Source organism: Stenotrophomonas sp. PFBMAA-4, assembly GCF_030053215.1.
GTDB lineage: Bacteria > Pseudomonadota > Gammaproteobacteria > Xanthomonadales > Xanthomonadaceae > Stenotrophomonas.
The window spans coordinates 1-12,677 of the sequence record NZ_JASGBW010000054.1 but is presented as its reverse complement, the minus strand read 5'-3'; the positions used below and the strand labels follow the sequence as shown (position 1 = coordinate 12,677).

Here is a 12,677-nt window from a genome sequence, read left to right as displayed (position 1 = left end):
TGATTCATTCGATATCTGACAGATGTGCCGACCAACGGTCGGAACCTCCCAACAGCCGCGCGCGCCAGTAGATCCACGCCATGCGTGGATGATTCATTCGATATCTGACAGATGTGCCGACCAACGGTCGGAACCTACCAACAGCCGCGCGGAACCGTTCTGGGGCAAAGCCCCCTGAGTCAGGGGGCGGCCGCGAAGCGGCGGGGGTCTGGGAGCCGGTAAGTGGGGCCCACGGTTCGCGCAGCGAAGCGTGGGAGCGACAGCGCGCATGCGATGACACGTGCCAAGGCTGCAAGCCCTGCAACAAAAAACCCCGCTTGCGCGGGGTTCTCTGTGTACTGCGTGCAGCGGGTGCTTACGGGCGACGGGCCAGCGCCTCGACGTCCTTCGCCTTCGGCAGCAGGTCCTGCTTGGTCACGCGCAGCGCACCAATGGTCAGCATCGGCACCGCTACCAGGATCGAGGACAGCACCACGATCACCGCACCGATCATGTGGGTCTCGGCCAGGCCTTCCATCGAGCTGCCACCGTACAGGTACAGGGCCAGCGCGGACAGGAAGAACATCACCGCGGTGATCACCGTACGCGATAGCGTCTGGTTGATCGAACGGTTCAGCACTTCCATCGGCTCGGCACGCAGGCTGCGGAAGTTTTCGCGCACGCGGTCGAAGACCACGATGATGTCGTTGATCGCAAAGCCCATCACCGACAGCAGGCCGGCCAGCACGGTCAGGTCGAACTCACGGCCCAGCAGGGACACGTAAGCCACCGTCACGATCAGGTCGAACATCGCCACGATGCTGGCGGTGACCGCGAACTTCCATTCGAAGCGCACCGCGATGTAGATCAGGAAGCCAGCCAGCATGAAGATGGTGGCGTACAGACCGTTCATCGCCAGGTCCTTGCCGATCTGCGGGCCAACGAACTCGTTGCGCAGCACGGTGGCCTGGTTGTCGGCGGTGGACAGCGCCTTCACCACCGCCGCAGCGGTGGCCTTGTCCTCGGCGGCAGCCGCACCGGTACCCGGGGCGTGCTCACCGTGCGGGGCCAGGCGGATCAGCAGGTCGGTGTTGCCACCGACGCTCTGCACCTGGGCGCCTTCAAAACCATTGCCCTCGAGCTTGGTACGGACCTGCTCGACGTCCACCGCGTGATCGAAGCGGGCTTCGATCAGGGTGCCGCCGGTGAAGTCCAGGGCGTAGTTGAAGCCCTTGAAGCCGATGATGCCGATCGATGCCAGGAACACGATGATCGTGACGACCATCGCGACATGGCGCCAGCGCATGAAGTCGATCTGGGTATCGTTCGGGAGGATGTGCAGCGGAAAAATTTTCATGTGCGTGTCGTCCCGTCAGATGGCCACGTTCTGGAGCTTCTTGCGACGGCCATAGATCAGCGTCGCCAGGGCGCGCGACACGGTGATCGCAGTGAACATCGAGGCGAAAATACCGATGATCATGGTCAGGGCGAAGCCCTTCAGCGGACCCGTGCCGAAGGCGAACAGGGCCACACCGACGATCAGGCCGGTCAGGTTGGCGTCAAGAATCGTGCCCGAAGCACGTTCGTAACCGGTCACGATCGCGGTCTTGCCCGGCACGCCGGCACGCAGCTCTTCACGGATACGCTCGTTGATCAGCACGTTGGCGTCCACCGACAGACCGACCGACAACGCCAGGCCGGCGAAGCCAGGCAGGGTCATCGTCGCGCCGAACAGCGACATCACCGCCACCACGATCAGCAGGTTGAACAGCATCGCCAGCGAGGTGATCAGGCCGAACATGCGGTAGTAGATGGTGAAGAACACCAGGGTGAACAGGAACGCGTAGACCACCGCGGTGATGCCGTTCTTGACGTTCTCCGCACCCAGGCTCGGGCCGACCACGCGCTCTTCGACGAAGTCCATCGGCGCGGCCAGCGAGCCGGACTTCAGCAGCTTGGCCAGGTCCTCGGCTTCCTTCTTCTGCAGGCCGGTGGTCTGGAAGTTCTTGCCGAACACGCCGTTGATGTTGGCCACCGAGATCACTTCCTCGTTGACCTTGAAGCCACGCACTTCCTGGCCGTCAACAACGGTCACGGTCGGCACGCGCTCGGTGTACACCACGGCCATCGGCTTGTTCACGTTGGCGCTGGTGAAGTCGAACATGCGCTGGCCGCCGACGTTGTTCAGCGTCACGCTGACCGCCGGGGCACCGCTGTTGGTATCGGTGACCGCCTGTGCGCCGACCATCTGGTCGCCGGTGACGATCACGCGCTTGTTCAACATGATCGGACCACGGCCATCACGCTGCTGGTAGACCTTGGCTTCCGGCGGGATGCGGCCGGAGGCGATGGCGTCCTGCGCGTTGCCTTCGACCACCGCACGGTATTCCAGGGTGGCGGTGGCACCGATCATGCGCTTGGCTTCGGCGGTGTCCTGCACGCCCGGCAGCTGCACGACCACGCGGTCGGCACCCTGGCGCTGGATGATCGGCTCGGCCACGCCCAGCTGGTTCACGCGGTTGCGCAGGGTGTTGATGTTCTGCTCGATGGCGCCGTTGGCGATCTGCGAGATCTCGGTGTCCGGGATGGTCACCGTGATGCGGCTGCCGCTGACGTCGTAACCCAGGGTCGGCTGCGACTTGACCAGCGCCGCGCGGGCGTTGGCGGCAGCGTCGTCACCGGCCGACGGGCTCAGGTTGGCCACGATGGTGTTGTCGGCGCGACGCTCGACCGACTGGTACGCAATGCGCGCGTCACGCAGGGTGCTGCGCACGTCTTCGGTGTAGGCGTCCAGGCGCTTGTCCAGGGCTGCCTTCTGGTCGACCTGCAGCACGAAGTGCACGCCGCCCTGCAGGTCCAGGCCCAGCACCATCGGGCGGCCGCCCAGCTTGGCCAGCCAGTCCGGCACGGTCGAGGCCAGGTTCAGGGCCACCGTGTAGTTCTCGCCGACGGTGTCACGCAGCGCGTCGCTGGCAGCGGACTGGGCCTTCAGGTCCGGCAGGCGGACGATCAGGCTTTCCCCTTCCTTCTCGGCGCCGATCGTGGTGACACCGGCCTTCTTCAGGTCGGCCAGCACACGGTCGCGCAGCGCGTCGTCGACCACTCCGCCACGGTTGGCGGTGATCTGGACGGCCGGGTCCTTCTGGTAGATGTTGGGCAGCGCATACAGGGTACTGAGCGCCAGTACGATCAGGATGACGACGTACTTCCAGCGTGGAAATTCGAGCATTGCTTGGGTCCCGCGCGGCGCCATCCCCGGCGCCGCGGTTGTGCATCGGAAAGGGAGTGGCTTACTGGGCCGACTTCAGGGTACCGGCCGGCAGCACGTTGCCGACAGCGCCCTTCTGCACGCGGATGCGCACGTTGTCCGCCACTTCGATGGTGATGAAGTTGTCGCCGATGTCGGTGACCACGCCGGCGATGCCGCCGTTGGTCAGCACTTCGTCACCGCGCTTGATCTTCTCCAGCATGGCCTTGTGTTCCTTCTGCCGCTTCATCTGCGGGCGGATCATCAGGAAGTACATGATGGCGATCAGGATGATCGGGAACAGCAGCGTGGTCAGCTGCATACCGCCACCGGGCTGGCCGCCGGCGGCCTGGGCGTGTGCGGCGGGAATCAGGAAGGCAAGCAGGTTCATCGTTGGTCCTTAGGTTGGGCGGCGCTCAGGCCCGTTTGACGGGCGCAGGGTGTCGACCGCGGATCTGGGTCAGCCTTGAAGTATGCCACGGCCCCGGACGTTCGTCCTTGGGCCGTTCGGCAGGGGTGCTGCGGGGTTACAGGGGCGGCGCAACCGCCCCGCGTGCTGCATAGAAGGACTCGCGGAAGGCCTGGAAGGTTCCCGCCTCGATGGCCGCACGGATGTCGGCCATCAGTTTTTCGTAGTAGAACAGGTTGTGCAGGGTGCCCAGCATCGGCGCCAGCATCTCGTTGCAGCGGTCCAGGTGGCGCAGGTACGAGCGGGTGTAGCCGCCGCTGCAGGCCACGCAGCCGCAGCCCGGCTCGATCGGGTCCATGTCGCGCGCATACTGCGAGTTGCGGATGCGTACGGTGCCGAACGAGGTGAAATAGTGGCCGTTGCGGGCATTGCGGGTGGGCATCACGCAGTCGAACATGTCCACGCCACGGGCGACACCCTCGACCAGGTCTTCCGGCCGGCCCACGCCCATCAGGTAGCGCGGGCGGTCGCCCGGCAGCTCCGGGTCCAGGTGGTCGAGCATGGCGTTGCGCTCGTGCTCCGGTTCGCCCACGGCCAGGCCACCGATGGCATAGCCGTCGAAGCCGATCGCCTGCAGGGCCTCGGCCGAGCGGCTGCGCAGGTCGGTGTGCACGCCGCCCTGGACGATGCCGAACAGCGCCGCGTCATTGCCCAGCTCGTCATGCGCGTTGCGGCTGCGCTGGGCCCAGCGCAGGCTCAGTTCCATCGACCGGCGGGCGACGTCCTCAGTGGCCGGGTACGGGGTGCACTCGTCGAAGATCATCACCACGTCCGAATCGAGCACCTTCTGGATCTTCATGCTCTCTTCCGGGCCCAGGAACACGCGGGCGCCGTCGGTGGGCGAAGCAAAGGTCACGCCCTGCTCGGTGATCTTGCGGCGGTGCGCCAGCGAGAACACCTGGAAACCGCCGGAATCGGTCAGGATCGGGCCATCCCACTGGCAGAAGCCGTGCAGGCCGCCGTGGTCGGCAATGATGTCCAGGCCCGGCCGCAGGTACAGATGGAAGGTGTTGCCGAGGATGATCTCGGCGCCCAGCGCGCGCACCTGGTCCGGCAGGATGCCCTTGACCGAGCCATAGGTTCCCACCGGCATGAAGGCCGGCGTTTCCACCGTGCCACGCGGGAAGGTCAGGCGGCCACGGCGGGCACGGCCGTCGCGGGTCTGGAGCTGGAACTGCAATCGGGACATGGAGCGGTCGTTCAGGCAAATAGTTGCCTATTGTCTCCCAAAACCGCCGTCCCTGCTCCGGTAGCGCCGGGCCATGCCCGGCGGCGAGGTCCGCCGGAGATGGCCGGGGATACCGGATTCATCCACGCATGGCGTGGATCTACTGGACGGTAGTAGATCCACGCCATGCGTGGATGTCACTTCCGCCGGCAGGCAGAGGTCAACCCGCCTGCGGGAACAGCAGCATCGCGTCGCCGTAGCTGAAGAACCGGTAGCGCTGTTCGATCGCGTGCTGGTAGGCCTCGAACACGCGCTCCTTGCCGGCAAACGCGGAGATCATCATCAGCAGCGTGCTTTCCGGCAGGTGGAAGTTGGTCACCATCGCGTCCACGCTGCGGATGCGGTAGCCGGGGGTGATGAAGATCTGCGTCTCGCCGGCGAACGGCAGCAGTTCACCCTCGCGCATCGCGCTTTCCAGCGCGCGCACCACGGTGGTGCCCACGCCGATCACCCGGCCGCCAGCCTCGCGGGTGCGCCGCACCTGCTGCACCAGTTCAGCGCCCACGTTCAGCCACTCGCGGTGCATCACGTGGTCCTTCAGGTCATCGGCGCGCACCGGCTGGAAGGTGCCTGCCCCCACGTGCAGGGTGACGTGGCCGAAGTCCACGCCCTTGGCCTTCAAGGCCGCCAGCAGCGGCTCGTCGAAATGCAGGCCGGCCGTCGGCGCAGCCACCGCGCCCACTTCGCGGGCGAACACGGTCTGGTAGCGCTCGCGGTCGTCCATGCCCGGTTCGCGCTGGATGTACGGCGGCAGCGGCAGGCGACCGGCATGCAGCAGCCACTGCTCCAGCGATTCAGGCACGTGGAACTGCAGGACGTAGAACTCGCCGTCGCGGCCCAGCACCTCGGCCTCGCCGCCGGCATCCAGGGCGATGCGGCTGCCGGCCTTGGGCGACTTGCTGGCACCCACCTGGGCACGCGCCTGCTGGCCGCCCAGCAGGCGCTCGATCAGGATCTCCACGCGGCCGCCACTGGCCTTCTGCCCGAACAGCCGCGCCGGGATCACCCGGGTGTCGTTGAACACCATCAGGTCGCCCGGCTGCAGCAGCGACGGCAGGTCGCGCACCTGCACGTCGGTGAAGGCGGCGGGCGCCGGCGGCACCAGCATCAGGCGGCTGGCCGAACGCTCGGCCAACGGCGCCTGGGCGATCAGTTCGGCCGGCAGGTCGTAGTGGAAATCGGACTTCTTCAAGGCAGTGATCGGCAACAGGTCGACATTGGCGCGCATTGTACGTCGAGCGCCTGCGAGCCGGCGCGCTTCGTGGCGAACGTCGGGCAATATGCTGCTATGCAGCAGGTTTCTGCGGGGTTATCGCGCAAAAAAACTAGTGCTAGCATCGGAAAGGAAGTCCGCAGCACGAGTCCGCCCCAAGCGCGCGTGATGACGCGCGTTTTGCTTTTGAAGGCCCGTGCGACCCATTGTTTCAGGAGATCTGCAATGAGCTTCATCGAACGCCTCGCCCCCCTCCGCGCCCAGCCCGGCAGCCGCATCACCACCGGCCTGGACGACGCCACCCTGGTCGCACTGTCGGCCCGCCACCCACAGCTGGTTGCCGCCGTGGAAGCGGCCGCCGACGAGTTCGGGCGCGTGCAGCAGGAGCTGGGGCCGTTGCTGGCGCAGGACGAGCAGGCGCAGATCGACGCGATGCAGGACGGCTTCGTCAATTTCTATGCAGACGACGCGGTGACCCCGTACGTGGCGCTGGCCGCGCGTGGCCCGTGGGTGGTCACCCTCAAGGGCGCGGTGCTGTACGACGCAGGCGGCTACGGCATGCTCGGCTTCGGCCATACCCCTGATGCGGTGCTCGAAGCGATGTCGCGCCCGCAGGTGATGGCCAACATCATGACCCCCAGCCTGTCGCAGCAGCGCTTCATCACCGCCCTGCGCGCGGAGATCGGCCACCGCCGCGGCGGCTGCCCGTTCGCCCGCTTCATGTGCCTGAACTCCGGCTCGGAAGCGGTCGGCCTGGCCGCGCGCATCGCCGACGTCAACGCCAAGCTGCAGACCGACCCGGGCGCGCGCCATGCCGGTGCCGCCATCAAGCGCGTGGTCATCAAGGGCAGCTTCCATGGCCGCACCGACCGCCCGGCGCTGTATTCCGATTCCAGCCGCAAGAGCTACCAGCAGCATCTGGCCAGCTACCGTGGCGAGGATTCGGTCATTACGGTCGCCCCGTACGACGAGGCCGGCCTGCGCAAGGTGTTCGAGGATGCCGAGCGCAACCAGTGGTTCATCGAAGCGGTGTTCCTGGAACCGGTGATGGGTGAAGGCGACCCAGGCCGTTCGGTGCCGCCGGCGTTCTATGCGGTGGCCCGCGAGCTGACCCGCGCCCACGGCAGCCTGCTGCTGCTCGATTCGATCCAAGCCGGCCTGCGCGCCCATGGCGTGCTGTCGGTGGTGGATTACCCGGGCTTCGAAGGCCTGGACCCGCCGGACATGGAAACCTACTCCAAGGCGCTCAATGCCGCGCAGTACCCGCTGTCGGTGCTGGCCGTGACCGAGCATGCCGCCCAGCTGTACCGCAAGGGCATCTACGGCAACACCATGACCAGCAACCCGCGTGCGCTGGACGTGGCGTGCGCCACCCTGGCCCAGCTCACCCCGCAGGTGCGCGCCAACATCGCCGAACGCGGCGCCGAGGCCGTGCGCAAACTGGAACAGCTGAAGAGCGAGCTGGGCGGGCTGATCACCAAGGTGCAGGGTACCGGCCTGCTGTTCTCCTGCGAGCTGGCCCCGCAGTTCAAGTGCTATGGCGCCGGCTCCACCGAGGAATGGCTGCGCCAGCACGGCATCAACGTGATCCACGGTGGCGAGAACTCGCTGCGCTTCACCCCGCACTTCGGCATGGACAGCGACGAGCTGGACCTGCTGGTGGGCCTGGTCGGCCGCGCCCTGCGTGAAGGCCCGCGCCGCGAGCAGGCCGCCGCCGCGTAATCCGCGCCAACGCGTCATAATCGACCAACACCCCGCCCGCGACCGCTGACCCGGTTGCCGGCGGGGCGTTTTCGTTTCCGCACCAAGAGACAGGAATCCCCCATGAAGTCCCTCTGCGTCTACTGTGGCTCCAACGCTGGCAGCAAGCCGGTCTACACCGAACGCGCCATGGCGCTGGGCGACCGCATCGCCCGCGATGGCATGCGCCTGGTCTACGGCGGCGGCAACGTCGGCCTGATGGGCACCGTCGCCAACGCCGTGCTGGCCGCCGGCGGCGAAGTGACCGGCGTCATCCCGCGCCAGCTGGCCGACTGGGAAGTGGCCCACCGCGGCCTGACCGAACTGGAAATCGTCGGCTCGATGCATGAACGCAAGTCGCGCATGTTCGACCTCTCCGACGGCTTCGTCGCCCTGCCCGGCGGCTTCGGCACCATGGAAGAGATCTTCGAGATGCTCACCTGGCGCCAGCTCGGCATCGGCAACAAGCCCTGCGCCTTCCTGGACGTGGACGGCTTCTATGCCCCGCTGATCGGCATGATCGACCGCATGGTGGAAGAGCGCTTCCTGCACCCGGAACAGCGCCAGGACCTGTGGTACGGCTCGGACATCGATGAAATGCTGGCGTGGATGCAGGCCTACGAGCCGGCCCAGGCCTCGAAGTGGATCGACGAGAAGCGACGCGCCGCGCTGCGTTGAGCCTGGCCCAGCGTGCCTGACCTGCGCGGTGGTTCAGGCCACCGCGCGCGTCCACGGTGCCGGCCGCCCCAGCAGGTAGCCCTGGCCGTAGTCACAGCCCAGCTCGAACAGGCTCTGCCGCTGGGCCTCGGTCTCGATGCCCTCGCCGATGGTCTCGATGCCCAGCGTGCGCGCCAGCGACAGCACGCCTTCCACCAGCGCGCGCGTGCTCTGTGCCTCCGGCCCGTGCAGGCCGGCGATGAAGCTCTGGTCGATCTTCAGCGTGCTGATCGGGAACCGGTGCAGGTAGGACAGCGCCGAGAAGCCGGTCCCGAAATCATCCAGCTGCACCTGGATGCCCCGCTCGCGCAGCCCCTTGAGGATGCGCAGCGTGTGCGGGCCGTCGTCCAGTAGCGCCACCTCGGTGATCTCCAGCCGCAGCCGCTGCGGATCGGCATCATTGGCTTCCAGCAGGCCGAACAGGCGCGCACTGAAATCGGCCGAACGGAAGTGCCGCGGTGACACGTTCACCGAGACATAGCCACGCCCACCGTCGGCCAGGCCGGCGATGACCTGCTCGTAGATCAGCCAGTCGACCTGCTCGATCAGGCCGCTTTCCTCGCCCAGCTCCAGGAAGGCGCCGGGCAGCAGCAGGCCGCGGCGCTCGTGCTGCCAGCGCAGCAGCGCCTCGTGGCCCACCACCTCGCCATCGGACAGGCGCACGATGGGCTGGTAGAACGGCACGAAATCGCGGTTGTTGATCGCCCGCCGCAGGTCCGCTTCCAGGTCCAGGCTGCGCATGGCCTGCTCGCGCATGTCCTCATCGAAGATCGCACAGCGGTCATGGCCCTGTGCCTTGGCCCGGTACATCGCCGCATCGGCATCGCGCAGCAGCTCTTCGCCGGTGCGGTAATGCGGGTTCCACAGGGCGATGCCGAGGCTGCCGGAGGGGAACAGTTCGCGCCCGGCGATCCACATCGATTCCTGCAGGGCCAGCAGCAGGCGCTGGCCGAAATCCAGCGCCTGGGCCAGGCCCTGCGGGCACTGCAGCAGCACCGCGAATTCATCGCCGCCCAGCCGTGCCACCACGTCGCCGTCGCCGGCCATGGACACGATGCGCTTGGCCACTTCCACCAGCATGCGGTCGCCGGCGGCGTGGCCGATGCTGTCGTTGACCAGCTTGAAGCGGTCCAGGTCCAGGAACAGCATCGCGAACACCGGCCCGCCTTCGCGGCGTGCCAGCGCCAGCGCATCCTGCAGGCGGTCCAGCAGGTGCAGGCGGTTGGGCAGTCCGGTCAGCGCATCGTGCATGGCCTGGTGGGTCAGGCGCTGCTCGGCGCGCAGCCGCTCGGCAATCTGGCCCAGCAGCTTGTCATTCACTTCAGCCAGTTCGCGGGTGCGTTCTTCCACGCGTTTTTCCAGCTCGGCATGCGCCGAACGCAGCCGCTGCTGGTCGCGCTGGCGGGCCAGGCCGGTACCGATGTTCTGTGCCACGAAGGTCAGCAGCCGCTGGTCGTGCACGCTGAAGGCGATCTGGTCGGTGTAGCTCTGCACCACGATCGCGCCGACCACCTCGTCGTCGCGCAGCAGCGGCACGCCCAGCCAGCAGTGCGAACGCGCACCGGATTCGCGCACTTCGCCGGTGGCCAGCAGCGCGTCGATCTGCGCACGCGATGCCAGCAGCGGGCGCCGGTGGCGCACCACGTATTCGGTCAGGCCACGGCTGAAGGCGCGCGGCGCGCGTGAGCTGTTGTGTTCATCCACCGAATAGACGAAATCCAGGCCGTCACTGCGCGCATTGACCAGGGCGATGTAGAAGTTGCGCGCGTCCAGCAACCGGCCCACCACGCCATGCACCTGCCCATAGAACTGGGCCAGGCTGTCGGCCGACATGGCCATCTCGGCGATGTTGTAGAGTGCGGTCTGCAGCTGTTCGCCACGACGGCGCTCGGCCACTTCGTCCTGCAGGCTGCGGTTGGCACGCTGCAGCTCCAGCGTGCGTCGCTCCACCTGCTGTTCCAGCCGCACCTGTGCCTGGCGCCGGTCCATCGCGGTCTGCACGTGCTGGGCAACGAAGCCCAGCAGCGCGCGCTCGGCCTCGCCATACAGCGCAGCCTGTTCGTAACTCTGCACCACGATGGCGCCGCACACGCGGCCATCGCGCAGCATCGGCACGCCCAGCCAGTCCAGGCTTTCCGGGCCGCGCTCGGGGTCATGCTCTTCCTCGGCATCGGCCAGCAGTTCGCGCGACGGGCCACTGAGCGGCTTGCCGTGCCGCAGCAGGGCCACGGTCAGGCTGCGCGGCATCTGCCCGGCGTCGTAGCTGATCGTGGGGTCGGCCACGAAGTCATCCACCTGGTCGGCGAAATACAGGAAGCGCATCTGGTCGCGCACATCGTCGTACTCGACGATGTAGCAGTTCTCCGCGTACATCAGCGAGCCAAGCACGCCGTGCACGTGGCGCAGCATCTCGCCCATTTCCAGGTCGGCACCGGCCAGGTCGGCAATCTGGAACAGCGCCTGCTGAAGCCGTTCAGCCTGCTCGAGCGCACGGATCTGTCCGGCCTGGCGGCCACGCTGCAGGGCCAGCTCCATCGCCTGCCGCGACACCCCCCACCAGGCTTCGGAAGGCGACGCGCCGCGCACCCGCAGCGACAGCTGTGCGCCATCGTGTTCCCAGGCAGCGTGCTCCCATATCCCCGCATCCCCGTCGAGCTCGCCATCGCTGGCGCCCTGCGGCCAGCTGTCCCGGCCGCGGCCCAGCTGCGGGTCGTTCCACCCCACCCGCACGATCGCGGCGTCCGGCAGCAGCGCATGCAGCGCGCGCACCAGCGCCGTGCTCAAGACGGCCTCGTGAGGTGACAGCGATGACACACGGTCGGCTTGCGTGGACAAAATGACGTTCTCTTGGCGCCGCTACAGCGTCGCCTCCCCTGAGCGGGCGAGCATAACGCGGCACCGGGGGGGGAATGGAAGCCCGCCAACCCCGTTTCGTGCGCCGGCACGTTGTTCCTGTCGACACCCGCCCGCGAACCGCCGTGAACTGCGCCCTCCCCGCCCCCGCCAACGGCTATGCGCCACCGCCTGCAGGCCTTACCCTGTATGCCGTGGAAGCGACCGCCCTGCCAACCGATGAAGCGCTGATGCTGGCCTGGGCCGGTGGCGACCTGCAGGCGTTCGAAAGCCTGTATACGCGCCATCGCAAGCGCCTGTTCGGCTTCCTGCTGCGGCAACTGCGCGACACCGCGCTGGCCGAAGAGATCTTCCAGGACGTCTGGCAGCGGGTGATCAGCGCCCGCGCCGGCTGGCAGCCCGATGCTGCATTCAGCACGTGGTTGTTCCGTATCGCGCACAACCGCCTGAACGACCACTGGCGTGCCGCCCGCCATCGCCCTGCCGCGCCGGCCGACGCCGATCTGCGCCTGGCTGCGCTGGAAGACGGGCAGACCCCGGAAGCTGAACTGTCTGAATTCGAGCAGCTCCGGCGCATCCAGCTGGCGATGGAAGACCTGCCGCCCGAGCAGCGTGAAGTGCTGCAGTTGCGGCTGGAACAGGAACTGAGCCTGGAGGAGATCGGCCAGATCACCGGCGTCGGCCGGGAAACAGTGAAATCGCGGCTGCGCTATGCGATGGACAAGCTGCGTGCGGGACTGAAGGCATGAATCGAGACGATCCCCTGTCGCCTGAAGAACGTGCGCTGGCCGGCCTGATCGGCCGCCGCCACGACCAGGCACCGCCTGCTGCGCTGGACGCGGCGATCCTGGCGGCCGCGCGTGCATCGGTGTCCACGACTGCCGCAGACACAGCGGCAGCAGCCGACAACACCGCCGCGACGTCGACCGCGCGCCGGCCGCAGCGGCGCTGGCCGGCCGTGTTCGGCATCGCCGCGTCGATGGTATTCGCTGTCGGCATTGCCTGGCAGATGCGCCCGGAACCGCCGGTGCTGCCGGCACAGGAAGCACAGATCGCCACCGCGCCCGCCGCCGACGCCGATGCCGCCGCTGCGGCCGATGCCCAGGCACCGCAGCCCATGTCCGCTGCGGCTGAGGTTGCGCCGCCGCTGCCGTTGCCCGCGCCGCAGGCTGCAGCCAAGCAGGCCGCCCAACCCGCCGTTGCCCGCAGGCCCGAGGCGCAGTCGGCCCCG

At 67.5% G+C, this 12,677-nt stretch carries 9 protein-coding genes and 1 pseudogene; 4 read left to right on the top strand and 6 right to left on the bottom strand.

From position 1 onward, the window contains the following. Positions 1 to 355 precede the first annotated feature (355 nt). From secF to queA, 5 genes are all read right to left on the bottom strand, one after another. A complete protein-coding gene (gene secF, locus QMZ26_RS20710) occupies positions 356 to 1,336 on the bottom strand; it encodes a protein translocase subunit SecF (RefSeq protein WP_283222527.1) in 981 nt (326 codons plus the stop codon). Positions 1,337 to 1,351: 15 nt separating this feature from the next. Further along, on the bottom strand, positions 1,352 to 3,208 hold the full coding sequence (gene secD / locus QMZ26_RS20705; RefSeq protein ID WP_283222526.1) for a protein translocase subunit SecD: 1,857 nt from the start codon (positions 3,206 to 3,208) through the stop codon (positions 1,352 to 1,354). Positions 3,209 to 3,269: 61 nt separating this feature from the next. After that, the gene (gene yajC, locus QMZ26_RS20700; RefSeq protein ID WP_200734098.1) at positions 3,270 to 3,617 is read right to left on the bottom strand and encodes a preprotein translocase subunit YajC; all 348 of its coding nucleotides are present in this window, start codon (positions 3,615 to 3,617) and stop codon (positions 3,270 to 3,272) included. 136 nt (positions 3,618 to 3,753) lie between these two features. Further along, the gene (gene tgt, locus QMZ26_RS20695; RefSeq protein WP_079221572.1) at positions 3,754 to 4,884 is read right to left on the bottom strand and encodes a tRNA guanosine(34) transglycosylase Tgt; all 1,131 of its coding nucleotides are present in this window, start codon (positions 4,882 to 4,884) and stop codon (positions 3,754 to 3,756) included. 199 nt (positions 4,885 to 5,083) lie between these two features. Continuing rightward, complete coding sequence (queA, locus tag QMZ26_RS20690) at positions 5,084 to 6,151, bottom strand: tRNA preQ1(34) S-adenosylmethionine ribosyltransferase-isomerase QueA (RefSeq protein WP_079221571.1); 1,068 nt, start codon at positions 6,149 to 6,151, stop codon at positions 5,084 to 5,086. Between the two features lie 210 nt (positions 6,152 to 6,361). On the opposite strand from queA, the gene QMZ26_RS20685 reads away from it, so the two are divergent. Together QMZ26_RS20685 and QMZ26_RS20680 are read left to right on the top strand one after the other, a co-directional pair. Further along, on the top strand, positions 6,362 to 7,858 hold the full coding sequence (locus QMZ26_RS20685) for an aminotransferase class III-fold pyridoxal phosphate-dependent enzyme (RefSeq protein ID WP_079221570.1): 1,497 nt from the start codon (positions 6,362 to 6,364) through the stop codon (positions 7,856 to 7,858). Positions 7,859 to 7,960: 102 nt separating this feature from the next. Next, a complete protein-coding gene (locus QMZ26_RS20680) occupies positions 7,961 to 8,554 on the top strand; it encodes a TIGR00730 family Rossman fold protein (RefSeq protein WP_079221569.1) in 594 nt (197 codons plus the stop codon). Between the two features lie 33 nt (positions 8,555 to 8,587). On the opposite strand, the gene QMZ26_RS20675 is transcribed toward QMZ26_RS20680, so the two are convergent. Beyond that, entirely contained in the window at positions 8,588 to 11,377 is a 2,790-nt protein-coding gene (locus QMZ26_RS20675; protein ID WP_200734100.1) for an EAL domain-containing protein, read from the bottom strand. Between the two features lie 263 nt (positions 11,378 to 11,640). Between QMZ26_RS20675 and QMZ26_RS20670 the strand changes: the two genes are divergently transcribed. Both QMZ26_RS20670 and QMZ26_RS20665 read left to right on the top strand, forming a co-directional pair. Next, a complete protein-coding gene (locus tag QMZ26_RS20670; RefSeq protein WP_283222528.1) occupies positions 11,641 to 12,195 on the top strand; it encodes an RNA polymerase sigma factor in 555 nt (184 codons plus the stop codon). After that, positions 12,192 to 12,677, top strand: a pseudogene (locus tag QMZ26_RS20665) (hypothetical protein); the annotation flags it as partial. The gene QMZ26_RS20670 and the pseudogene QMZ26_RS20665, both read left to right, overlap by 4 nt.